Raw genomic sequence first — 23,307 nt, 5'->3', positions numbered from 1 at the left:
CCTATGCCCGGCCGGCCGACGCAGGCATGGGAAGCTTCAAGGTCTCCACCAGCGTCGCCAGGTCAGGCTCGTCGATCAGTATTGCCGCATCGGCCGGCGCCAGCCATGCCCGTTGCCGCCGTTTGGCTTCCTGCCAGTCGGCAAGCTCTTCGGTCACTTCGAGCAGATAGACGATGACGTCGACGCGAATGAAGTTGTTGGCCAGCCGTTTCCAGTAGGAATAGGTGCCCGCCGGTTCCTTCAACGTCTTGCCGAGCACGCCGGCCTCTTCCATCGCCTCGATGGTGGCTGCCTTGCGGCCACTCTTGCCTTTCATCGGCCATCCTTTGGGGACGATGAAGCGCTGCGTCGTCCGCGATGTGACCAGCATCACCTCGATGTCGCCGTGCGCGTTCCGCCGAAAGGGGATCGCCGCGACCTGGCGGATCCGCTCGCCTTTCTTGGCCTTGCGCACGGCCTTTTTCTTGGTGGCTGCCATTCGTAACAATCCAGTCGGTGCAGTGCCCCATAGCGTGACGCGGCGCCTTTGCAAAACCCAAACTGCCGCAGGGGCACTCGAAGGCCCCTATCATGTAAGTCGGCTAATTAAAAGAGTGGTCCCGCCTGTCAGCGGCAGGTGCTCACGGCGGTGTTGCCGATTATCTGCGTCTGGCAGCTCGGCCTGACCTGCGGCACCACCGGCGGCGGCTGCTGGACGATCACGCGGTCCTGGTCGCGATACTGCTGTTGCTGCTGCTGAAATTGCTGCCGCTGAATCCTGTTTTGCAAGATCTGCAGATCATTCTGCTGGATTAGCGCGTTACTTTCGGCAGAGGGATTGAGCACCTGCGCGGAGGCGGGCAACCCAAGCCCGGCCAGAACCATCGTAGCCAGCGCTGCCGATGCCAGAATCGACGGTGGCCTACGCGCGGACATGCGCCCATTCTGCGAAAAGATCCTATTCATTCCCAATATATAGGGCGGCCTGTCGGGTGATGCCATGGCCATGCATGGATCTCCCATAAGTCAATCATACCGTCGTGCGGTCCGTGACCGCAGATTGCCGTCATATGACGACTATGAAAGGCCGAAGGCTTTGGCCAGTGTCCCTTACGGAAGTTCTCGAATTCATCTGGCACAAGTCAATGTAGTCTAATTTAGCCAGAACTCAACAAGTGAGAATGCGGATACGCCGGCCTCGATGCATCGGACTTATTGCAGAATGCCGGCATTTTATTGTGTGGGTTGGCGGGGGCACCAAACTCAAGGAGGGATTGAGAGCGCCTGCCTAAAGGGGGAAGTGCATGGCTTTGGTTTCAAAGCGTGCTGTTGCGCGCTGGCCTTTTGGATTGACTGGCGGAGACCCAAACAAGGCGGATCAGACCCGCGAGGCCCCGCCAGAGGGGTTATCCGGGCAGGTGGGCAAACATCCTGCCGTTCTTAAAAGACGACTTGCCCTCCTGCTCGGCGCGACGGCGCTCGTCGGGCTCGTTTCGATTCATGCTCAGTCCCCGGCCCATGCGCAGCAATTGTCCATCAATACGGATGGTGCGCGGGGCGATGATGGTGACGACGGGATCGGTACCGCCGACGCCGAGCCCGGCAAATCCCCGACCGCGCCGGCCACAGGCACGAATAGTGTTGGCCGCACGACCTCCGGCGAGGCCGCTTTCGTGGGCAGCGCCCGGGGTGGGCGCGGCGGAGATGGCGGCTCGGCTGTCCATGCAACTGCCGTCCCGCCTTTTGTGGAGATCAAAGGCGGTAAAGGCGGCGACGGCGCGAAGGGCGGAACAGTCGATATAACAAACAATGCATCTGGAGCCCTCGAGACATCGGGAGATAATGCTCCCGGCATATCGGGTGACGCCAGCGGTGGCGATGGCGGTAACGGTGCATGGGCATTCGCCGTCGCGGTCGGCGGCAAGGGCGGTGTCGGCGGGCGGGGTGGCGATGGCGGAACGGCGACCGTCACCACCACGATCGAAAGCAACATCATCACGCATGGCAACAATTCGAACGGCATCACCGTCAATTCCAGCGGTGGGCGAGGCGGCAATGGCGGCTTGGGCGGTGCGATCGGTGCCGGCAAGGGCGGCAATGGCGGCAATGGCGGCCATGGCGGCGACGCAAAAGGCGATAATGCCGGCTCCATTTCCACGGATGGGACCTTCTCGAAGGGTATGCTTGTGCGTTCCGCGGGCGGCGTCGCCGGTGATGGCGCAAGTGGTTTCGGTATCGTCGGCGAGGGCGGTAACGGCGGTGTGCCGACAATCGGCGGCAATGCCGAGGGGATAAATTCGGGGACCATTACCACCCGGGGAGATTTTGCCAGCGGCATGGTCGTGCAGTCGGTTGGCGGCGGCGGCGGCGATGGCGGTGGCGGCCTCGGTCTGTTCGGAGGGGGTGGCGCGGGTACGGATGGCAATGACGGCCGGGCGGCAACGGGCACCAATACCGGCAACATCACTACCAGCGGCCTAGGCGCCATTGGCATGCTGGTCGAGTCGGTTGGCGGCGGCGGCGGCGATGGCGGCGGCGCATTCGGTCTCGTTTCGATCGGTGGCAAGGCAAGTGGCGGCGGCCAGGGCGGTACGGCCACCGGCAATATTGGCGGCGTCATCAAGACCGGCGTCGATGGAAACGGCGGCGATGGCGCGCATGGCATCCTGATCCAGTCGGTTGGCGGCGGCGGCGGCAATGGCGGCTATGCCATCGGCGTAGCCCCCGCGATCTCGGTCGCCATCGGCGGCGGTGGCGGCACTGGCGGCAAGGGTGGCGTGGTCAACGTCAACCAAGCCGGCGCCGGTGTGAGCGTTGAAACGAACGGCCGTTCCGCGAGCGGCATCATCGCACAGTCGGTTGGCGGCGGCGGCGGCAATGGCGGCGGCGCCGTTGCCATCGGCGGATTGGTGGGCGTATCGGTAGGCGGCTCGGGCAATGCCGCCGGTGACGGCGACAGCGTGAACTATAAAGTTGCGAACGCCAAGGTCACCACGCTCGGGGACGATTCCATTGGCGTGCTCGTGCAGTCGGTCGGCGGCGGTGGCGGCAATGGCGGTTTTGCGCTTTCCGGCTCTACAGCCGCAGCAGTGAGTGTCGGCGGCAGCGGCGGCGCTGCAGGTAAGGGCGGCGTCGTCGACGCGACGGTCGGCGGCAGCGTCAACACGTCCGGCGATCGCGCGACAGGCATCGTCGCCCAGTCGATCGGCGGCGGCGGCGGCAATGGCGGCTTTTCCGGCGCCGCTAGCTTCGGCGCCAGTGTGGGTATCGGCGGCAACGGTGCAGGCGGCGGCGATGCCGATACCGTCACGTTGCGCACGGCCGAGGGCGCGATGCAATCGATCACCACGGACGGCGCGGATTCAGCTGGCCTGATCGTACAGTCGGTCGGCGGCGGTGGCGGCAATGGCGGTTTTGCCGGCACTTTGTCGGCGATTGCCGGCTTCGGCATGGGTGGAAAAGGCGGCGCTGCCGGTAAGGGGGTGGCGACGGAAGCCACTTACAACGGTTCGGTCGAGACTTTTCGCGAAAGGTCGGCCGGTATCATCGTGCAGTCAATCGGCGGCGGTGGCGGTAATGGCGGCGGCCAGTTCGGCCTGAGCGTCAATGCAAGCGTAGGCATCGGTGGTTCAGGCGCCGGCGGCGGCGAAGCCGGGACGGCAAAATTCTTCTCGACGACAGCACTCAATGTCACGACCCATCAGTCGGATTCGGCTGGCGTCATCGTGCAGTCGGTGGGCGGCGGCGGCGGCAATGGCGGCTTTTCGTTGAATGGCGCAGGTTTGGTGGCTGCAGTCAGCATTGGCGGCAAGGCCGGCACGGCCAGCGACGCCAAGGCGGTGACGATCGGCATCCATTCGGGATTGATTCACACCTTGGGTGACCGCTCCACCGGCATCATCGCCCAGTCGATCGGTGGCGGTGGCGGCAATGGCGGCGGCACGGCCTCGGCCGGCCTCGGTGCCAACGTCACCATCGGCGGCAAGGGCGGTGGCGGCGGCGCGGGCTGGACCGTCGATGTCACCAATGGCGCGACAGTTCACACCGAAGGTGTCCAGTCTCACGGCATCCTGGCGCAGTCGATCGGTGGCGGTGGCGGTTCAGGCGGCTTTGCCGTCTCGATTGGCGGGCCGTCCTTCTCGCTTGGCGGCGATGGCGCGTCGGGCGGTGGAAGTAAGAAGGTCTATGTCGAAAACACAGGCCAGATCAACACAGACAGGGATATGTCGATCGGCATCTTCGCGCAGTCGGTCGGTGGCTCGGGCGGTGATGGCGGGTTCGCGATGGCGGCCGGCGCCTTTGCCGCGGTAGGCATCGGGGGCAAAGGCGGGGCCGGCGGTGCCGCAGGCGAGGCAGAGGTCAAGAACACCACCAACATCACGACGAAGGGCTCTCTCTCACACGGCATTCTGGCTCAGTCGGTCGGCGGCGGTGGCGGCAATGGCGGATCTGTCGGAACGTTTGCTGTCGGTGTGTTCGGCGCAGCTTCCGTGGCGATCGGCGGCGGTGGCGGCGATGGCAATCTCAGCAACCAGGTCACGGTTACCCACAAAGGTGACATTCATGTCGGCGGCATGGGCTCGAAGGCCATCCTCGCGCAATCTGTAGGCGGCAGTGGCGGCAATGGCGGCTCGGCCTATTCAGGTGCGGTCAGCGCCGGTCTCTACGTGTCCGCCTCGGTCGGGGTTGCCGTGGGCGGCGAGGGCGGCAACGGAGGCAATGGCGGCAAGGTAACGGTTCGGGCCGATGGCAACCTGATTGCTGATACGGACGCAGCCGGTTCCGGCGGCATCGTCGCCCAGTCGATCGGCGGCGGCGGCGGTAATGGCGGTCGCGCCGCTACGATTTCGGGTGCTGCCAGCACCGGAGTCAGCGTTGCACTCGGTGTCACGGTTGGCGGCTGGGGTGGTGATGGTGGCATGAGCGACCGCGTCATCGTCGACAGCGGCATGAATGGCGGCGGCAGCATCGTTACCAAAGGCGCCAACGCGATCGGCATTCTCGCACAATCGGTGGCGGGCAGCGGCGGCAATGGCGGCGATTCCTGGGGAGCCGCGGGCGGCTTCGGGGTCAATGCCAGTATCAATGCGACGGTTACCATCGGCGGCGGCGGTGGCAAGGGCAACATCAGTGGCGATGTCTCCGTTCATAACGCCATGACGATCAACACGAGTGGGGACATGAGCGCCGCGATCGTTGCCCAGTCGATCGGCGGCGGCGGCGGCAATGGCGGGGCGACCAATGGCGCGACGGCCGATCTCGGCACTGAAAACGGCGTCAACGTCGCGGTCAACGTCGGTGTTGGCGGCGCGGGTGGCACAGGCAACAAATCCGGTGCCGTGGATGTTACGAACTCCGCCAATCTGACCACCGACGGCGATTATTCGTCCGCCATTGTTGCCCAATCGATCGGCGGCGGCGGCGGCATGGGCGGTGCAACAAACACGCAGGCGTTCCATGTCGGCGGCACCGCGGGCACGAGCGTTACCGCAAATGTCAGCATCGGCGGCAATGGCGGCGACGGCAACGATGCCGCATGCGCCGCGGACGCGGGCGGTAATGCCACTTGTTTCGACGGCAAGGTCGGTGTCGCGGTCGACAATTCGGGCGAAATCCGCACCAGCGGGTTCAACTCGGTCGGCATCCTCGCCATGTCCATCGGCGGCGGCGGCGGCGGCGGCGGCTCGGCTTCGACCAAAGAGGATATCGTCGGCCCAGGCGACGCCGGGGAAACCTCGGTCGGTATCGGCGCAGCGATCGCGCTTGGAGCCGGCGGTGCCGGCAACGGCGGCACGGTTTCGGTCACCAACCGCAATCTGATCATCACAGACGGCGCCGATTCCTATGGCATCAGCGCCAATTCGATCGGTGGTGGCGGCGGCGTCGGCGGCTCGTCCAGCTCCGGCGTGCTTGGTACCTACGCAATCGGCGGCTCGCTCGGCGGCGCGGGTGGCAAGGGTGGCAATGGCAACCAGGTCGATGTCTCCAACTTGGCCGGCGCAACGATATGGACCAAGCAGGAGCGTTCAATCGGCATCTTCGCGCAGTCGGTCGGCGGCGGCGGCGGCGCAGGTGGTGCCGGCGAAAGCAAGGGCAAGAGCGATGGCGGTGAAGTCGCGGTAAACCTGTCGCTTGGCGGCGCGGGTGACGTCGGCGGCAATGGCGGCAAGGTCAATGTCGAAAACGGCGGCATCATTCAAACCGACAAGGCCAATTCCCACGGTATCCTGGCGCAGTCGATCGGTGGCTCCGGCGGCGTCGGCGGCGCGTCGGGCACGTCATCCAACGATTCGAAGATCGCCATCACGCTGAGCCTCGGTGGGGCTGGCGGTGCCGGCGGTAGCAGCGACAAGGTTCACGTCCAGAACTTGAAGAGCGGTTCGATCCTGACGCAGGACGACAACTCGCACGGTATCTTCGCACAGTCGGTGGGCGGCGGCGGCGGTGCGGGCGGCGCGGGCTCGACGGAGACCGGCAAGGCCGAGACGGCAGTCACCATGTATATCGGCGGCCAAGGCGGCAGCGGCAGCACCGGCGGCGAGGTCGAGGTCAACAACTCCGGCAGGATTGAGACACTGGGCTATATCTCGCACGGCATTCTTGCCCAGTCGGTTGGCGGCGGCGGCGGCGCTTCGGGTGCTGCGACCGGCGCATCGGAAGCAGACATGACAATCGGTGGCGGCGCCAGCGTACCCAACGGGATTCCGATCCCGGTGATCGGCGGCCCCGACAACAAGGCCGATGGCGGCAAGGTCACCGTCACCAACGATGGCGAGATCATCACACACAAGGACGGTTCATACGGCATCTTCGCCCAGTCCATCGGCGGCGGCGGCGGTTATGGCGGAACGGTTTCGTCCGACTTCGCCGGGTCCGATTCCTTTGCCCTCAGCCTCGGCGGCAAGGGTGGCAATGGCGGCGATGGCGGCGATGTCCGGGTTGAGGTTTCCGGCTCGATCGAAACCTTTGGCGACCGCGCGCATGGCGTTGTGGCGCAGTCGGTCGGGGGCGGCGGCGGCGTGGGCGGCGATGCAAAAGGCAAAACCTCGAACGCGCTCGGCATCGGCGGCCTTGGCGGCAACGGTGGCGATGGCGGCGATGTGACCGTGATCCGCACCGGCACTATCACCACGCATGGTGTCGATGCGGTCGCCATCATCGCGCAGTCAGTCGGAGGCGGTGGCGGCATCGGCGGCGCCGGCTTCGGGCGCTTCGGGGCCACGGCGGATGGCGGCAGCGGCATCGACAACAACACCATCGGGTTCAATACGTTTGCAGGCGCCAAGGGCAATGGCGGCACGGTGACCATCGAGCAAGATGGCGCGATCGTCACTGATGGCGAGCGGGCACATGGCATCGTGGCCCAAGCGGTCGGGGGCGGCGGCGGTCTGGCCGGCACGCTCTCCACCGGCGCCGCCGGTTCCGGCGGTGGCATCGGCGATGCGGCGGCGGCGTCGGCAACGGCCATGAGCCAGGTCTGGGTGAAGGGTGCGAGCTCCTATGCGATGTTTGGACAGAGCGCGACCGGCGACGGTGATGCGCACGCGGTCGATCTGACCGCCGGAGACAGCCTGTTCGCGCAGGGCGCGGATTCGGTGGCCGTCTATGGTGAGAGCACGGCCAAGGGCGCAAAAGGCAACATTACCATAAACCTGAATGGCCAATACACGATCGGCGGCGCCGGTACCGGCGTCGCGGCCATGCTCGTCGGCGGCGCGAACAACACGCTGACCAACCACAGCCTGCTCTATGCGATGGGAGCGACGCCGACATTCGAGATTCAGGCTTCGCAGTTCCAGGCGTTCCAGACCTTCCTGCTGGCGCCAGGTCCGGTGGTGCCGACGAACGCAATCCTGGAATCCCTGCTCGACGATTTCAGTCCGCTGGCCATCACCGGCACCTCGGGTGATGACCATGTCGACAATTCGCCGCTGGGCGACACGCTCGGACGCGTCATCGGCAACATCGATCTCGGCGGCGGCAATAACAGCTTCCACAATTTCGCCGATGCCTCGATGGTCGGGCTCAAGACCCTCAATCTTGGCGGCGGGATGTACACCAATGACGGGTTGTATACAAACCAGGGCATCGGCGTGGTTGCGAAGGTCGACGTCGGCGGCGGATTTAACCAGGACGGTTCCGGCCGTTTCGTTACCGACATCGACCTCAACAACCAGACCACCGATGCTCTTGCGTTGACAGGAGCAGGCAAGTTCGATGGCACCGCGCCGCTCAACTTCCTATCCATCGACAAGCTGTTTACCGCCTATACGATAGCCACGGGGTCTTCCATGGCGGCGAATTCGCAGATCGTGGCGACGATGCCCGTGGACCATCCGGCGGCGGGCTTCAATTTCATATTCGAGGTCGAACACGGTACCGATCTGGTACTGACCACCGACAACCAGACCTTCCTGCAACTCGCGCACGATCCGCAGTCCGGCGTCAATGATCCGGGCGTGTACCAGATGGCGCAATATCTCGATGACGTCGAGGCGTCGTCCAGCCCGGACAATCCGATGGCGCGGCTGATCAACCTGGTGCGCTTCTTGCCAAGCAAAGCAGAAATTGGCGAGGCGTTGACCCGGCTGACGCCGCACTATGCCGTGCATACGTTCGACATGATCAATCGCGAAACCGACATGATGCTGGAGGCGGCGCGCGAGTGCACCGGCGCGCCAGCCTACAAGAACGCCGATGGCCGCTGCATCTGGGCGTCGATCAGCCCGCAGGCCGAGTACAGCCGCGATGCGGGTGCTGGAACCACAAGCCGCGATGACGTCTTGAAGACGATGTCGCTTGGCGGCATCGGCGAGGTCGGCCAGAACTGGTCGCTCGGTGCCACGATCGGGCGTACAGAGTTCGATTCCAAGATCGGGTTCAACGGACAATTGCTCTCACAAACCACCGGTGAAGCCTGGCAGGCTTACGCGCTGGCCAAATACGCCAACCATAACTATTTTGCCGACTTTGCGCTTGGCGGCGGAACTGGTTCGTTCAACGGCGAACGCGACACCCATATCGATCCGGCGTTCTTCATCCCCGGCGAGACTTTGGACGGGCACTATCTGGACGCGGAAATGCTGCCGGGCATCGGCGACAGCGTTACCTACACCCAGAAAACCGCCATGTTCGGCGGCTCGGCGCGGTTCGGCGTTACCCAGCAGATGGGTGCGTTCTACCTGCAGCCTACGCTGCAGTTCGACGCGCGCTGGCTGCGCGTTTCCGGAAAGGAAGAGGGCTCGGTCGCCGCCTTCAACTTCGACGGCAGTGCAAATACATACTATTCGGCGACACCCGCGCTCGAGATCGGCACGGATATCGCGCTCAGCGATATTGCCAGCCTTCGCCTCTACGGAAAGGCCGGAGTGGAGTTCTCCAACAAGGACTGGGAAATCGAAGGCGGTTTCGCGGCGGCGCAGAATCTGCCCGGCAATCCCGCATTGCACTTGACGGAAACGGTCGATTCGCCGCTCTATCGGGTTGGCGCCGGGCTTGAGCTGAATGGCGTCAATGGCGTCGGCATGTCCGTCAGGTACAACGGCGCCTTCGGCGAAATGGTGAAACAGAACGCAGTCAGCGCGTCTCTCAAGGTCAGCTTCTAGCTGGCCCGGGACCGAGCCGGGCGGGAGGGGTCTTGATGAGGAAATACGTGTATTTCGCGGCAGTGCTGAGTGCGGCCTGCATTGTCGGTCTGCCGGCCATGGCCGCGCAGACCAAGGGTGACAAGGTGGTGGCGCCGGCCGCCGCCGATGCGCCGCAGCTGCCCGGCGGTGCATCGGCCCTGTCCGAGACCCATGGCGACTGGACGGTCAATTGCCAGATATCGGGCACGAACAAGGTCTGCAGTCTGTCGCACCAGCAGTTCAACAAGCAGAGCAACCAGCGGCTGCTGGCGATCGAGTTGTCGAGCAAGACCGGCGACGATGCGACGGGAACCCTCGCCCTGCCGTTTGGGCTGGCGCTCGCCAAGGGCGTCACCCTGACCATCGACGACCAGAAGCTGGACGGCAGCCTGGCATTCAACACCTGCCAGGTGGTCGGCTGCCTGGTGCCTGTGGCGTTCGACGCCAATATCACGCCGCTGCTCAAGAACGGCACCACGCTGAAGATCGACGCCTTCGCGGCCGATACCGGACAAGCGGTGAACTTTTCCATTCCGCTCAACGGCTTCAGCGGGGCGCTCGCCCGCACAGCGCAACTCTTGTCAAACTGACGGCTCAGGGCGGTATCTGATACACGGCGTCCAACAGGCGCCGCGTATCTTATCCAATGCGCGTCAAACGACTGTTGTCTTCAGCCTCTCGGCAATGAGGGCGGCGAGCCGCGCCGCCACCTCGTCCTTGGTCATCTCTGGCCATTCCTCGACACCGGTCTTCGACACGATCCGCACCCGGTTGCGATCACCACCCATGACACCCGAAGGGCCGATGCCGCTCTCGTGCGACACATCGTTGGCGACGATGAAATCGGCGCCTTTCTTCCTGAGCTTGGCCTCGGCATTGCGCAAGAGATCCTGCGTCTCGGCGGCGAAGCCGACAACAAGGCCAGGCCGCTGGCTGTGATGACCGACGCCGGCAAGGATGTCGGGGTTCTCCACCATGCGCAGCACCGGCGGGCCTTCACCCGCCACCTTCTTGATTTTTTCGCCGGCCGAATTCTCGCTGCGCCAGTCGGCGACGGCGGCAACGAACACCGCGGCGTCGGCGGGCAAAAGCTGTTCGACCGCATCGCGCATCTCCTGCGCACGTTCGACATGGATGGTCTTCACGCCGGCTGGATCGGCAATGCTCACGGGACCGGAGACGAGGCGCACATCGGCACCCAGCCTTGCCAATGCCGCGGCGATGGCGTGGCCCTGCTTCCCGGACGAACGGTTGGCGATATAGCGCACCGGGTCGATCGGCTCATGCGTCGGGCCGGAGGTGACGATGATCTTGCGCCCTGCCAGCGGCTTGGGGCCGGCATCGAGCAGCGCCTCGACCGCGGCGACGATCTCCAGCGGTTCGGCCATGCGGCCTTCGCCGGCCTCATTGCTCTCGGCCATCTCGCCCCTGGCTGGGCCGACAAAGGTGATGCCGTCCTTGACCAATGTCGCGCGATTGCGGCGTGTTGCGGCATGCGACCACATTTTCGGGTTCATCGCCGGCGCCATCAGCACGGGCTTGTCTGTGGCGACGAGCACGGTCGAGGCAAGGTCGTTGGCGTGACCGTTGGCGAGCTTGGCCATCAGGTCTGCGGTGGCGGGCGCCACCACCAGAAGGTCGGCCTCGCGTGACAGCCTGATATGGCCGACATCATGCTCATCGTTGCGGTCGAACAATTCGGTGAAGACATGGTCGGCCGAGAGCGCGCCGGCGGAAAGCGTGGTGACGAATTCCTGTGCTGCCGATGTCATCACCACCCGCACCGCCGCCCCGCGCTCACGCAGCCGGCGGATCAGGTCGAGCGCCTTGTAGGCGGCAATGCCGCCACCGATGATGAGCAGGATGCGCTTGCCGGAAAGCGTGCCTCGTGGAAAGATCTTGCCTGCCGGAGAGGCCACCGGCGTCGCCGTACCGTGCGCACTGGTGAGTTCGCGAAGGGTCTTTTCGATCTGGTCGATACGGCCGGGTCCGATCTGGCCATCGACAGCCGCCCGGATCATCACCCGTGCCTGTTCTTCCATCGAACGGTCATTTTCCGCCGCCAACCGGCGCAGCAACTCCTTGACCTCGTCATCAAGGTTGCGGATCGTGATGCTTGCCATCTGACTGCACTCTGCTCATCATTATCGATAGCAATGATAGCGATGCAATCAAACCGCTGCAAGTTGCGGACCAAGCCTTGACGGTCGGGCCTAAAGAATCTTCCAGGCGATATAAACCAGCGTCAGCGCGATCACCCACAGCGCCACCCGCCCGGAGCGGCTGTAGCGCGCCTCGGCCTTGCCGATGGCACGCGCCGTGGTCTCGTCGAAGCGCAGGCCGTGCTCGGCCATCAAGTCGATCTCACGCGACAACCGGTCGGTGCGCGCGGCAAGCTCGGGCGCCTGGCGGGCGAGCGTCAGCAGCGCCTTGGCGCCGTCGCGCGCGTCGATCATCATGCCGCGCGGGCCAAGGTTGCCGGCGATCCAGCCGCCGACCACCGGTTCGGCCGTCTTCCACATGTTGAAGGCCGGATCGAGTGTGCGAGCCACGCCCTCGACCACCACCATGGTCTTCTGCAGCAGGATCAGTTCAGGCCGCGTCGCCATGTCGAAGAGTTCGGTCACCTCGAACAGCAGCGTCAGAAGCTTGGCCATCGAAATGGTCTCGGCCGGCTGGCCGTGGATCGGCTCGCCAATGGCGCGGATCGCTTGCGCGAAGGCCGCGACATTGTGCTGGCGCGGCACGTAGCCGGCCTCGAAATGCACTTCGGCGACGCGCAGGTAGTCGCGCGTGATGAAGCCGTAGAGGATTTCGGCGAGGAAGCGGCGCTCCTTCTTGCCGAGCCTGCCGGCAATCCCGAGATCGACAGCAACGATGGTGCCGTTGGCTTCGACGAACAAATTGCCGGGATGCATGTCGGCGTGGAAGAAGCCGTCGCGCAAAGTGTGGCGCAGGAACGACTGGATGAGGTTGGCGGCGATCGCCTTGAGGTCGTGGCCGGCGGCTTCGAGGCCCGCGATGTTGTTCATCTTGACGCCGTCGACCCATTCCATGGTCAGCACGTCGCGGCCGGTGCGTTCCCAGTCGACGGATGGCACGCGAAAGCCGGGATCGTCCTTCGTGTTCTCACCAAGTTCGGAGAGTGCCGCCGCCTCGAGGCGCAGATCCATCTCGATCTTGGTGGTCTGCGCCAGCGTCTCGGTGACCTCGACGGGCCGCAGCCGGCGTGAGGAGGGGATGTACTTCTCCTGCAGGCGAGCGGCGAGGAAATAGCTTTCGAGATCCTGGAAGAAGCGGCGGCGCACGCCGGGCCGGATCACTTTCACCGCCACCTTGGTCGCGGCGCCGTCATGGATGGTTTCGGCGGCATGCACCTGGGCGATGGAAGCGGCGGCGACCGGGTCGCCGAACTCGGCGTAGAGATCGCCCACCTTGCGCCCGAGCGAGGCTTCGATGGCCGCGACCGCCTCGGCCTTGGGGAAGGTGTGCATCTTGTCCTGTAGCATGGCGAGATCGAGCGCCATGTCGTTGCCGACGACGTCGGGGCGCGTCGCCAGGAACTGGCCGAGCTTGACATAGGACGGGCCGAGCCGGACCACGGCCTTGGCCAAGCGGTCGCTGCGCTCATAGTCCAGCGCGCGGCGGCGGGTGAACAGCCGCGCCAGCCGCCAGCCGAATTTCGGCAGGCCGGACAGTTCCTCGCCGGGCAAGGCGGCAACGACGCCTTCGCGCACCAGCACCCAGCCGGCCCGTACCAGCCGGAATCCTGCGCTGACCGTGCTCATGGCTGGACCGATCCCGCCGGCTCTTCGAACCGGCACAGGCCATGGCGAGGATGGGAAATGCGGTGCAGCCTCAAAGCTTCCAGCCCGAATGCAGTGCCGCGATGCCGCCGGAATAGTTGCGGAAGGAAACGCGATCGAAACCGGCGCGTGAAATCATTGCCGCGAAGTTCCGCTGGTTGGGGAATTTCGCGATCGATTCAACCAGATAGGCGTAGGGTTCGCCGTCTCCGGTGACCATCTTGCCGATCTTGGGAATGGCGTTGAACGACCAGGCTTCGTAAGCCTTGTCGAGCAGCGGCATCTCGACCTCGGAAAATTCGAGGCACAGGAAACGGCCGCCTGGCTTCAGCACGCGGAACGCTTCGCTCAGCGCGACATCGATGCGAGGCACATTGCGGATGCCGAAAGCGATGGTGTAGGCGTCGAATGTGGCATCGGCGAAGGGCAATTCCTCGGCATTGGCCTCGACGAAATCGGTGTTGCCGGACAAGCCCTTTTTCTGCGCCCGGTCGCGGCCGACGGCGAGCATCGAGCCGTTGATATCGAGCACGGTCGCATGCGCGTTGCCATGGCTGGCATCGACGATGCGGAAGGCGATGTCGCCGGTGCCGCCGGCCACATCCAGAACCTTCCAGCCCGCCCGCTTCGGTGGATTGAGCCAGGTGACCATGGCGTCCTTCCACAGCCGGTGCAGGCCACCCGACATGAGGTCGTTCATCAGGTCGTAGCGGTTGGCGACCTTGTGGAAAACATCGTTGACCAGGGACTGCTTCTCGCCTTCCCCCACACGCTTGAAACCATAGGAGGTTTCCATGCCGCCCGCGGCCGTGGTTCTCTCAACTGACATTTTTTTGATCCGTCATAAAACCGGCGGGACCATAGCCGATCGATGCTGTGGGCGCTATTGTTTAAGGCGCGGTGTTCAGCCGCGCTTCCAGGTGGTGGGTTTTCAAGACCTGGACTGACCGACGGGATGTTTGAATGCCTTTGAAAGCGGAATTGCACTGCCACGTCGAAGGGGCAGCGGCGCCCGAACTCGTCATCCGGCAGGCGCAGAAATACGGCAAGGACACTTCGCCCTATATCCAGAACGGTTCCTTCGTCTGGCACGACTTTACCTCGTTTCTCGCGGCTTATGACTTTTCCGCCGATCTGTTTCGCACGGAGGAGGACTATGCGCGGCTGGCCGACCACTATCTGACCAGCCTTGCCCGCGATGGGGCGATCTACTCCGAGGTGTTCACTTCGCCGGATCATGCGACGAAAGCCGGGCTGTCGCCCAAGGCCTATACGGACGCGCTCGGTGAAGGCATGCTTCGCGCCAAGGCCAAGACGGGCATAGAGGGCCGCATGATCGTCACCGGCGTGCGCCATGTCGGCGTCGAGTCGATCGAACAGGCCGCGCGCTTCGCGGCGCGCTGCGGGCATCCGCTGGTCACCGGCTTCGGCGTCGCCGGCGATGAGCGCATCGGCGACATGGAGGACTATGTCAGGGCTTTCGAGATCGCCCGCGAGGCCGGGCTGGGCATCACCGTTCATGCCGGCGAACTGACGGGGTGGGAAACCGTGCAGGCGGCGCTCGATCATATCAAGCCCTCCCGTATCGGCCACGGTGTGCGTGCCATCGAGAATCCTGACCTTGTCCGGCGTATCGCCGAAGAGGGCATCGTTCTGGAATGCTGCCCCGGCTCCAACATCGCGCTCAAGGTGTTCGACAGTTTTGCCGATCATCCTTTTCCCGCCCTGCAGGCGGCAGGCTGCAAGGTGACGCTGAACTCCGACGATCCGCCCTATTTCTGGACCTCGCTGAAGCGCGAATACGATATCGCGGCGGAGCATTTCGCGATGAACGAGAAGGCGCTGACAGCCCTCACCAGGACCGCCATCGAGGCCGCCTTCGTCGACAGAAAGACCAAGGCGGCACTTCTGGCCCGGCTGAACGGCGCGGCGCGCTGATTTCTTCCGACAAAGCTGTGGTCGGTGGCGGCCAAGCGGTTCCTTGGCCGGTCCATTGTCGCTAGGGTTCGGCCAGGTAGCTTGAAGCGCGACACGTCCGAAAGGATCCATGCGCGCGGTTTCGGGCGACACGCATCAGGAGAACATCATGAAGGGCGTCACCGTCGTCGACCATCCGCTTGTCCAGCACAAGCTGACCATCATGCGCAAGAAGGAGACTTCGACGGCCGGCTTCCGGCGCCTCTTGCGCGAGATATCGCTGCTGCTCGGCTACGAGGTCACCCGCAATCTCGAACTGACGACGACGACCATAGAAACACCGATCGAGACCATGGAAGCGCCGACGCTGGAAGGCAAGAAACTGGTCTTCGCTTCGGTACTGCGCGCCGGCAACGGCTTGCTGGAAGGCCTGCTCGACCTGGTGCCGGCGGCGCGCGTTGCCCATATCGGCCTCTATCGCGACCATGAGACGCTGGAGGCGGTCGAATATTTCTTCAAGGCGCCAAGTGATCTCGCCGACCGGCTGGTGATCGTGGTCGACCCGATGCTGGCGACCGCCAATTCGGCGATCGCGGCGATCGACAAGCTGAAAGGGCGCGGCGCCACCAACATCCGTTTCCTGTGCCTGTTGGCGGCACCCGAAGGCATCGAGCGCTTCACCAAGGCACATCCGGACGTTCCGGTCTTCACCGCGTCCATCGACCGGCAGCTGAACGAGAAGGGCTACATCATGCCGGGTCTCGGTGACGCTGGCGATCGCATGTACGGGACGAAATAATACAGGCAAAGTTGCCTGGTAGGATTTACCAAGCGTTTACGCAAAAGACATGGTTTGGCCCCGCGTTAAAGCGGCAAACACCATCCGGCGCTAAAGGATCGACCGTAACAAAGGCCGATCCATGCTGCGCAAGCTTCTCATCCTCAGCGTCTTTGCCGGTACGTCGGCGTCGATCCCTGTCGTCTATCAATCGAATCCGCAGATCTTCGAAAACCTGCTGAAATCGACGGTGACGGCCAGGCCGGAGGCGCAGACGCGACCGGATGTAAACCTGGCGTCGGTTCCCGACAAGCCTGTGGCGCCGCTGCCAACCGGCCGCAAGGTCGTCGTCGCGGCGGATGGGCGCGGACACTTCTCGTCGACCTTCAAACTCAACGGTCGTCAGGTCGACGGCATGATCGACACCGGCGCGACATTGGTCGCGGTCAATACGTCGACGGCGCGCCGGATCGGGCTGTCGCTCAATCCGTCCGATTTCAGCCATGAGGTCAACACCGCCAACGGCTCGATCAAGGCGGCTGTGGTGATGATCGACCGACTGCAGATCGGCAGCATCAGCGTCGATGGTGTGCAGGCCATCGTGCTCGACGACAAGGCGTTACGCACCAACCTGATCGGCATGAGCTTCCTCAATCGGCTCGGCAAATATCAGGCCGAAAACGGCACTCTGCTGCTCGTCCAATAGCAGGCGCTCGTGGCTCGGTCAGCCGCGCGGCAAGATCCGCCGGATGACGGTTTTGTCCGCCGGTGGTTTCGAAGCGCCGATCGCATAGGCCGAAACCACAGTCGCGGCGGCGGCCTCGGCATCAGAGGGTGAGCGGGCGTGGATCAACGCCAGAGCATCTCCAACATGTACTTCCGCGCCTATGGGCAGGAGCCTGGTGATGCCGACCGCCGGGTCGACCTTATCGTCAGGCCTCGTGCGCCCGCCGCCCAGGCCAACCACCGCAAGCCCGATGTCGCGGGTGGCGATGCCGGTGACGAACCCGTTTGCCGTCGTCTTGACCACGAATTCGGTTGGCGCGTCGGGCAAATATTTTTCCGGCCTCTCGATGAAATCCGTTGGGCCGCCAAGCACCGCCACCATGCGCGCGAAGGTGGCGGCGGCGCGGCCGCTGGTAAGCGTCTCCGTGGCGCGCCGCATGCCATCCTGGTTGGACGACACCAGCCCCGCCGACTGCAGCATTTCGGCGGCCAGCGCCAGCGTCACGTCCTCCAGCCGCTTGTCGCGAAGACGGCCGGTGAGGAAATCGACGGCGTTGCGCACTTCGACGGCATTGCCGGCGGCCGAGGCCAGCGGTTCGCTCATGCCGGTGATCAGCGCCGAAACCTTTAGCCCGGCGCCGCTGGCGACCTCGACGAGGCTGTTGGCGAGCGCGGTCGCGTCGCGCGACTTCTCCATGAAGGCGCCGTTGCCGACCTTGACGTCGAGCACCAGCGAGCCCAGGCCGGCTGCCAGCTTCTTCGACAGGATCGAGGCGGTTATCAGCGGCACCGATTCCACGGTGCCGGTGACGTCACGGATGGCATAGAGCCGGCGGTCGGCCGGCGCCAGGTCGCCGGTCTGGCCGATGATGGCACAGCCCGTTTCCAGCACCGCCTTGCGAAACAGCGCGATATCGGGCTGGCTGGTGTAACCGGGGATCGCATCCATCTTGTCCAGCGTGCCGCCGGTATGGCCAAGGCCGCGGCCCGAGATCATCGGCACATAGGCGCCGCAGGCGGCGACGATCGGCGCCAGCATCAGCGAGACATTGTCGCCGACGCCGCCGGTCGAATGCTTGTCGGTGACCGGGCCGGGCAAGTCCGACCAGTCGAGCACATCGCCGGAATCGCGCATGGCGAGCGTCAGCGCCACGGCCTCGTCGCGGTTCATGCCGTTGAAGAACACAGCCATGGCGAAAGCCGCGGCCTGGCCATCGGTGACGGCGCCCGAGGTCACGCCGTCGATGAAGGCAGCGATTTCACCGGCCGAGAGCCTGTGGCCGTCTCGCTTGTGGCGGATGATTTCCTGCGGAAGCATCAGCTCTCCAGCAGCCCGTCGCGGAACACTCTGTGCAGGACCGTTGCCAGCCGCGACCCGCCGACTGGCGCCATATCCTTGGTCTCCTGGTGTGAAAGCTCGGCTCCGGTCATGCCGGCGGCCAGATTGGTGATGACCGAACAGGCGGCGACGCGCAGCCCGAGGAAGCGGGCGAGAATGACTTCCGGCACCGTCGACATGCCGACGGCGTTGGCGCCCATGATGCGCGCCATGCGGATTTCGGCCGGCGTTTCGAAACAGGGGCCGGAAAACCACATATAGACGCCCTTGTGCAGCACGGTGCCGGTCGCCTTCGCGGCGCGCTCGATGGCCTTGCGGATGCCGGCATCATAGGCTTCGGTCAGGCCGACGAAGCGGCGGTCGCTCGGTTCGCCGATCAGAGGGTTGGTGCCCGAGAAATTGATGTGGTCCGTGATCAGCATCACCGATCCCGGCAACATGTCGGGATCGACTGAACCGGCGGCATTGGTGAGGATCAGTTTCGTGATGCCGATGCCGGCGAGCACTTCCAGCACAGGGCGCATCGCCGCCGCGTTGCCATGCTCGTAGTAGTGGGCGCGGCCGGACAGCATCAGTACCGGCGTGCCGGCAAACAGTCCCGCCACCACCTCGCCGGCATGGCCGCTGACGCCGCTCCTGGGAAAGCCAGGCAGGTCGGCATAGGAGACGCGGACCGGGTGCTCGATCCGGTCGACAAGGCCGCCGAGGCCCGAACCCAGCACCAGCGCCGTCGACGGCGCTAGGCCGTCCAGCCTTTCGATAAGATGGTCCACCGCCTTTTCGGTCATTGCAGCCAGCCCGTCATTTCAAGATATCGCCGCGAAAACCATAGGGCAGCATGTCGCCCATGGTCACGGTCTCGACGACGCCGGTATTGTCGCAGAGGTAGAGTTTTGTGTCCGGCCGGCAGAACTCGGCCAGCCGCTGGCGGCAGCCGCCGCAAGGCGAGCATTTGGCCATGCGTTCGGCAAGGACGGCGATTTCGACGATCTTGCCGCCGCCAGCCATGACGTAGTGGCCAAGCGCTGTCGTCTCGGCGCACCAGCCCTCCGGATAGGAGGCAACCTCGATGTTGGCGCCGGTGAAGACGCGTCCGTCCTCGGTGCGCAAGGCGGCGCCCACCGGAAATTTCGAATAGGGCGCATAGGCCTTGGCCATGGCGGTCCTGGCCGCTTCGAACAGATCATGCGACATTTCAGTTGTTCTCTCCGATGATCGTGTCCAAAAGCCGGCGCGTCCTTGCGCCGAGCCGTCGCCCCTTAAAGCGCGTCGCGTCGGAACGGATTCATGCGACGCGCTTCAACTCTTTGTCTTATGCATGTCGTTCTCCCAAAACCGAGGTCACTTTTGGGCGACATGCACTAGCGTTCCTTGACGTAGGGCACGCCGCCGGCACGTGGCGGGATTGCCTTGCCGATGAAGCCGGCGAGCAGGATGACGGTGAGGATATAGGGCAGCGCCTGCATGAACTGCACGGGCACCTTGCCGATGATCGGCAGCGGCGAGCCCTGCAGGCGGATTGCCGCGGCATCGAGGAAGCCGAACAGCAGGCAGGCGAACATGGCGTTGACCGGCTTCCATTTGGCAAAGATCAGCGCGGCGAGCGCGATGTAGCCCTTGCCGGCGGTCATGTCCTTCACGAAGCCGCCATTCTGCACCATCGACAGATAGGCGCCGGCGACGCCGGTCAGGATGCCGGTGCAGATCAGCGCGCGATAGCGCAGCCAGGCGACCGAGATGCCGGCGGTGTCGACGGCGGCCGGGTTCTCGCCGACGGCGCGCAGCCTGAGGCCGAAGCGGGTGCGAAACAGCACCCACCAGGTGAACGGCACCATCGCGAAGGCGAAATAGACGAGGATGGAATGACCAAGCACAAGCTCGGCGAACACCGGGCCGAAGCCGGGGATCCTGGCGAGCGCATCGAACAGCAGCGCCGGCAGATAAAGGATGAGCCCGCGTATCGAAGCCAGGACATCGGTGAGGCTTGCGGTGTTGAAGCTGTAGGTGGACAGGAAGTTCGAGATCACATCAGCCGTTATCGATTCAAACCGCTCGCCCGGCTGCAGGGCCGGGGTGCGCCCGCCTTGCTGGAACCAGGCCTGGCCCAGGATGATGGTCGATCCGGCGGCGATGAAGTTGATGGCCACGCCGGACACGATCTGGTTGCCGCGATGGGTGATGGAGGCGAAGCCGTGCACCATGGCGAAGGCGACCGAGATCAGGATGGCCATGCCAAGGCCGAGAAAGGCCGAGTGGAAGACCGAGGCCGCGGCCGCCCCGGCGAAGGCGCCGACCAGCATCTTGCCTTCCAGGCCGATGTCGAAGATGCCGGATCGCTCGGAGAAGAGGCCGGCAAGGCAGGCGAGCAACAGCGGCACCGAAAGGCGGATGGTGGAGTCGAGGACCTGGACGACAGCGTTGAGAAGATCCATCTCAGGCGCCCTTTCCCTTGACCGCTTCCATGCCGACCGACCGCGGACTGAACGAGGCGAACAACGCCTGGATGTAGGGCCTGAACATGTGTTCGAGCGCGCCGGCGAACAGGATCACCAGCCCCTGGATGATGACGATCATGTCGCGGCTGATCGCCGGCATCTCGAAGGCGAGTTCGGCGCCGCCCTGATAGAGCATGCCGAACAGGATCGCCGCCAGCACGATGCCGACCGGATGCAGGCGCCCCATCAGCGCCACGGCAATGCCGACGAAACCGGCGCCGGAGACGAAGTCGATGGCGACATTGTGCTGGTCGCCCATCACCGGATTGAGCGCCATCATGCCGGCCAGCGCGCCCGAGATCATCATCGCGGTGATGATGATGCGGGTTTCCGAGATGCCGGCATAGCGCGCCGCCTTGGGGCTGTGGCCATAGGTGCGCATCTCGTAGCCGAGCCTGGTGCGCCAGATCAGCAGCCAGACCAGGAAGGCCATGACCAGCGCCAGCAGGAAGGTGACGTTGAGCGGTGCCGAACGGATCTTGGCGCCGAACAGTTCGATGATCCAGTTGAGTTTCGGCAGTTCGGCGCCGGCGAGGAAGTTGCGGGTTTGCGGGGCTTGCGATCCGGCCGGTTTCAACGGCCCGACCAGCAGATAGACCATGATCGAGGCGGCGATGAAGTTGAACATGATGGTGGTGATGACGATGTGCGAACCGCGCCTGGCCTGTAGATAGGCGGGGATCAGCGCCCACAAGGCGCCCACGAGCGCCGATGCGACGATGGCCAGCGGGAAGGTCAGCCACCAGGGCAGCACGCTGTCGAAGGACAGGCAGACGATGGCGATGCCGAGGCCGGCAATGTAGGCCTGTCCCTCGGTGCCGATGTTGAACAGGCCGCAATGCGCCGCCACCGCCACCGAAAGCCCGGTGAAGATGAAGGTGGTGGCATAGAACAGGGTGAAGGCGATGCCTGTCCCCTTGCCGAAGGCACCCTCGACCAGGATGACGGCGGCGCGGAACGGATTTTCGCCGACCAGAAGCACGACGAAGCCGGCGACGATGAAGGCCACAGACAGGTTGATCAGCGGGATCAGCCCATAGTCGGCCCAGGCCGGCAATTTGGCGTAAGGCGTGCTCAAAGGGCGGCCTCCTGGCGCTCGACACCCGCCATCAGCAGGCCAAGCTCGCCCTCGGTCGCCTCCGGACCGCGCTCGCCGACGATGCGGCCGGCAAACATCACCAGGATGCGGTCGGAGAGCGAGCGGATCTCGTCGAGCTCGACCGACACAACCAGCACCGCCTTGCCTTGGTCGCGCATGGCGATCAGGCGCTTGTGGATGAATTCGATGGCGCCGACATCGACGCCGCGCGTCGGCTGGCCGACGATCAGCACGCCGGGATCCTGTTCGATCTCCCGCGCCAGTACGATCTTCTGTTGGTTGCCGCCGGAGAAATTGGCGGTCTTCAGGCGCGGATTGGCCGGACGGATATCGTATTTCTCGATCTTGTCCCTGGCATCGGCCATGATGGCATCGACGTTGAGGAACGGCCCTTTGAGATAGCGGGGGTCGTCGTGATAGCCGAGGATCGAATTCTCGTGCTCCTCGAAGGCCAGCACCAGGCCGACATGGTGGCGATCCTCCGGCACGTGGGCCAGCCCCCGGTCGCGCAGTTCGCCCGGATCGGCCGCCCCGGTCAGGTCGATCGGCTTGCCGTCGAGCAGGACCGAGCCGGAAACGGCACGCCTGATGCCGGAAATCGCCTCCAGCAGTTCGGATTGACCATTGCCGGCGACACCGGCAATGCCGACGATCTCGCCGGCGCGCACGTCGAAGGAGATGTCGTCGACCATCGTGACGCCGCGCGTATCCTTGACCGTCAGCTTCTCGACCGCGAGCTTGACGGCACCGGCTTGCGCCTCGCCCTTCTCGACCCTCAAGAGCACGCGCCGACCGACCATCAGTTCGGCCAGTTCCTCGACAGTGGTCTTCTTCGTCTCCCTGGTCGCCACCATCGTGCCCTGGCGCATCACCGACACGGTGTCGGTGATGGCCATGATCTCGCGCAGCTTGTGGGTGATCAGGACCACCGTCTTGCCCTGTTCCTTCAGCTGCCTGAGGATGCGGAAGAGGTGGTCGGCCTCGGCCGGCGTCAACACGCCCGTCGGCTCGTCGAGGATCAGGATCTCGGCGCCGCGGTAGAGTGCCTTGAGGATCTCGACGCGCTGCTGCAGGCCGACCGGCAGTTCCTCGATGATGGCGTCTGGATCGACCTCCAGCCCGTATTCCCGCTCCAGCCGCTCCAGCTCCGAACGCGCCTTGGCGATGCTGCTCTTGAGGAGCGCATCATTCTCGGCGCCGAGGATGATGTTTTCCAGCACCGAGAAGTTATCGACCAGCATGAAATGCTGGTGCACCATGCCGATGCCGAGCGCGATGGCGTCATTCGGCGTCTTGATCGAAGCCGGCTTGCCGCCTACGCGGATCTCGCCGCTGTCGGCCTGGTAGAAGCCGTAGAGGATCGACATCAGCGTCGACTTGCCGGCGCCGTTCTCGCCGACAATGCCGTGGATGGTGCCGCGCGCGATCTCCAGATTGATGTCGCGGTTGGCGCGAACCGCGCCGAAACTCTTGTTGATGCCAATCAGTTCGATTGCCGCTTGCACCATGCAGCCTTGTCCCACTCTTATTTTTTTATCGCTT

Annotated in this window: 17 protein-coding genes; 5 read left to right on the top strand and 12 right to left on the bottom strand. The window is 64.4% G+C overall.

Annotation, left to right across the window (positions count from 1 at the left end):
• Position 1 precedes the first annotated feature (1 nt).
• The 3 genes from AC1VON_RS32785 to AC1VON_RS32775 all read right to left on the bottom strand — a co-directional run bounded on the left by AC1VON_RS32785 (position 2) and on the right by AC1VON_RS32775 (position 2,096).
• The gene (locus AC1VON_RS32785; RefSeq protein ID WP_172348606.1) at positions 2–478 is read right to left on the bottom strand and encodes an NUDIX hydrolase; all 477 of its coding nucleotides are present in this window, start codon (positions 476–478) and stop codon (positions 2–4) included.
• Positions 479–606: 128 nt separating this feature from the next.
• The gene (locus tag AC1VON_RS32780) at positions 607–915 is read right to left on the bottom strand and encodes a hypothetical protein (protein ID WP_483126411.1); all 309 of its coding nucleotides are present in this window, start codon (positions 913–915) and stop codon (positions 607–609) included.
• Positions 916–1,385: 470 nt separating this feature from the next.
• Entirely contained in the window at positions 1,386–2,096 is a 711-nt protein-coding gene (locus tag AC1VON_RS32775; RefSeq protein ID WP_483126152.1) for a hypothetical protein, read from the bottom strand.
• Between AC1VON_RS32775 and AC1VON_RS32770 the strand changes: the two genes are divergently transcribed.
• Positions 2,043–9,584: an autotransporter outer membrane beta-barrel domain-containing protein gene (locus tag AC1VON_RS32770; protein ID WP_483126151.1), complete on the top strand. Its 7,542-nt coding sequence runs from the start codon at positions 2,043–2,045 to the stop codon at positions 9,582–9,584. The genes AC1VON_RS32775 and AC1VON_RS32770 overlap by 54 nt on opposite strands.
• Before the next feature lie 35 nt (positions 9,585–9,619).
• Positions 9,620–10,195, top strand: a complete 576-nt coding sequence (locus AC1VON_RS32765; RefSeq protein WP_483126150.1) for an invasion associated locus B family protein — start codon at positions 9,620–9,622, stop codon at positions 10,193–10,195.
• A 63-nt stretch (positions 10,196–10,258) separates the two neighbouring features.
• Here the strand turns inward: AC1VON_RS32765 and coaBC are convergent, their stop codons facing one another.
• From coaBC to ubiE, 3 genes are all read right to left on the bottom strand, one after another.
• Complete coding sequence (gene coaBC, locus AC1VON_RS32760; RefSeq protein ID WP_483126149.1) at positions 10,259–11,728, bottom strand: bifunctional phosphopantothenoylcysteine decarboxylase/phosphopantothenate--cysteine ligase CoaBC; 1,470 nt, start codon at positions 11,726–11,728, stop codon at positions 10,259–10,261.
• A gap of 90 nt (positions 11,729–11,818) precedes the next feature.
• Positions 11,819–13,393 (bottom strand): 2-polyprenylphenol 6-hydroxylase, encoded by a 1,575-nt coding sequence (gene ubiB, locus AC1VON_RS32755; RefSeq protein ID WP_172348608.1) that lies wholly within the window; start codon positions 13,391–13,393, stop codon positions 11,819–11,821.
• 70 nt (positions 13,394–13,463) lie between these two features.
• Complete coding sequence (ubiE, locus tag AC1VON_RS32750) at positions 13,464–14,240, bottom strand: bifunctional demethylmenaquinone methyltransferase/2-methoxy-6-polyprenyl-1,4-benzoquinol methylase UbiE (protein WP_483126148.1); 777 nt, start codon at positions 14,238–14,240, stop codon at positions 13,464–13,466.
• A 134-nt stretch (positions 14,241–14,374) separates the two neighbouring features.
• On the opposite strand from ubiE, the gene AC1VON_RS32745 reads away from it, so the two are divergent.
• The 3 genes from AC1VON_RS32745 (at position 14,375) to AC1VON_RS32735 (ending at position 16,812) form a co-directional block, all read left to right on the top strand.
• Positions 14,375–15,349 (top strand): adenosine deaminase, encoded by a 975-nt coding sequence (locus tag AC1VON_RS32745; RefSeq protein WP_483126147.1) that lies wholly within the window; start codon positions 14,375–14,377, stop codon positions 15,347–15,349.
• A gap of 148 nt (positions 15,350–15,497) precedes the next feature.
• Positions 15,498–16,127, top strand: coding sequence for a uracil phosphoribosyltransferase (gene upp / locus AC1VON_RS32740; protein ID WP_010911460.1), 630 nt, complete (start codon positions 15,498–15,500; stop codon positions 16,125–16,127).
• Positions 16,128–16,248: 121 nt separating this feature from the next.
• On the top strand, positions 16,249–16,812 hold the full coding sequence (locus tag AC1VON_RS32735; protein ID WP_172348611.1) for a TIGR02281 family clan AA aspartic protease: 564 nt from the start codon (positions 16,249–16,251) through the stop codon (positions 16,810–16,812).
• Between the two features lie 18 nt (positions 16,813–16,830).
• Here the strand turns inward: AC1VON_RS32735 and deoA are convergent, their stop codons facing one another.
• The 6 genes from deoA to AC1VON_RS32705 form a co-directional block, all read right to left on the bottom strand.
• Positions 16,831–18,150: a thymidine phosphorylase gene (gene deoA / locus AC1VON_RS32730; protein ID WP_483126146.1), complete on the bottom strand. Its 1,320-nt coding sequence runs from the start codon at positions 18,148–18,150 to the stop codon at positions 16,831–16,833.
• The gene (locus tag AC1VON_RS32725; protein ID WP_172348613.1) at positions 18,150–18,959 is read right to left on the bottom strand and encodes a purine-nucleoside phosphorylase; all 810 of its coding nucleotides are present in this window, start codon (positions 18,957–18,959) and stop codon (positions 18,150–18,152) included. Before AC1VON_RS32725 ends, deoA begins: the two co-directional genes overlap by 1 nt.
• A 13-nt stretch (positions 18,960–18,972) precedes the next feature.
• Complete coding sequence (cdd, locus tag AC1VON_RS32720) at positions 18,973–19,365, bottom strand: cytidine deaminase (RefSeq protein WP_172348614.1); 393 nt, start codon at positions 19,363–19,365, stop codon at positions 18,973–18,975.
• A 167-nt stretch (positions 19,366–19,532) separates the two neighbouring features.
• Complete coding sequence (locus AC1VON_RS32715) at positions 19,533–20,603, bottom strand: ABC transporter permease (protein WP_172348615.1); 1,071 nt, start codon at positions 20,601–20,603, stop codon at positions 19,533–19,535.
• Between the two features lies 1 nt (position 20,604).
• Positions 20,605–21,744 carry an ABC transporter permease gene (locus AC1VON_RS32710; RefSeq protein ID WP_483126145.1) on the bottom strand — a complete coding sequence of 380 codons (1,140 nt, stop codon included), beginning with the start codon at positions 21,742–21,744 and terminating at the stop codon, positions 20,605–20,607.
• Positions 21,741–23,273 carry an ABC transporter ATP-binding protein gene (locus AC1VON_RS32705; protein WP_483126144.1) on the bottom strand — a complete coding sequence of 511 codons (1,533 nt, stop codon included), beginning with the start codon at positions 23,271–23,273 and terminating at the stop codon, positions 21,741–21,743. Before AC1VON_RS32705 ends, AC1VON_RS32710 begins: the two co-directional genes overlap by 4 nt.
• Between the last annotated feature and the right edge of the window lie 34 nt (positions 23,274–23,307).

This window comes from Mesorhizobium sp. HAY1-8B (genome assembly GCF_056868045.1).
The sequence above is the reverse complement of the archived record's forward strand: the minus strand, read 5'-3'. Positions and strand labels throughout refer to the sequence as shown.

Coding starts and splice junctions, on each gene's coding strand:
- AC1VON_RS32785 (WP_172348606.1), bottom strand. CDS start 478: ATGGCAGCCACCAAGAAAAAGGCCGTGCGCAAGGCCAAGAAAGGCGAG.
- AC1VON_RS32780 (WP_483126411.1), bottom strand. CDS start 915: ATGTCCGCGCGTAGGCCACCGTCGATTCTGGCATCGGCAGCGCTGGCT.
- AC1VON_RS32775 (WP_483126152.1), bottom strand. CDS start 2,096: ATGGCCGCCATTGCCGCCATTGCCGCCCTTGCCGGCACCGATCGCACC.
- AC1VON_RS32765 (WP_483126150.1), top strand. CDS start 9,620: ATGAGGAAATACGTGTATTTCGCGGCAGTGCTGAGTGCGGCCTGCATT.
- coaBC (WP_483126149.1), bottom strand. CDS start 11,728: ATGGCAAGCATCACGATCCGCAACCTTGATGACGAGGTCAAGGAGTTG.
- ubiB (WP_172348608.1), bottom strand. CDS start 13,393: ATGAGCACGGTCAGCGCAGGATTCCGGCTGGTACGGGCCGGCTGGGTG.
- ubiE (WP_483126148.1), bottom strand. CDS start 14,240: ATGTCAGTTGAGAGAACCACGGCCGCGGGCGGCATGGAAACCTCCTAT.
- AC1VON_RS32745 (WP_483126147.1), top strand. CDS start 14,375: ATGCCTTTGAAAGCGGAATTGCACTGCCACGTCGAAGGGGCAGCGGCG.
- upp (WP_010911460.1), top strand. CDS start 15,498: ATGAAGGGCGTCACCGTCGTCGACCATCCGCTTGTCCAGCACAAGCTG.
- AC1VON_RS32735 (WP_172348611.1), top strand. CDS start 16,249: ATGCTGCGCAAGCTTCTCATCCTCAGCGTCTTTGCCGGTACGTCGGCG.
- deoA (WP_483126146.1), bottom strand. CDS start 18,150: ATGCTTCCGCAGGAAATCATCCGCCACAAGCGAGACGGCCACAGGCTC.
- AC1VON_RS32725 (WP_172348613.1), bottom strand. CDS start 18,959: ATGACCGAAAAGGCGGTGGACCATCTTATCGAAAGGCTGGACGGCCTA.
- cdd (WP_172348614.1), bottom strand. CDS start 19,365: ATGTCGCATGATCTGTTCGAAGCGGCCAGGACCGCCATGGCCAAGGCC.
- AC1VON_RS32715 (WP_172348615.1), bottom strand. CDS start 20,603: ATGGATCTTCTCAACGCTGTCGTCCAGGTCCTCGACTCCACCATCCGC.
- AC1VON_RS32705 (WP_483126144.1), bottom strand. CDS start 23,273: ATGGTGCAAGCGGCAATCGAACTGATTGGCATCAACAAGAGTTTCGGC.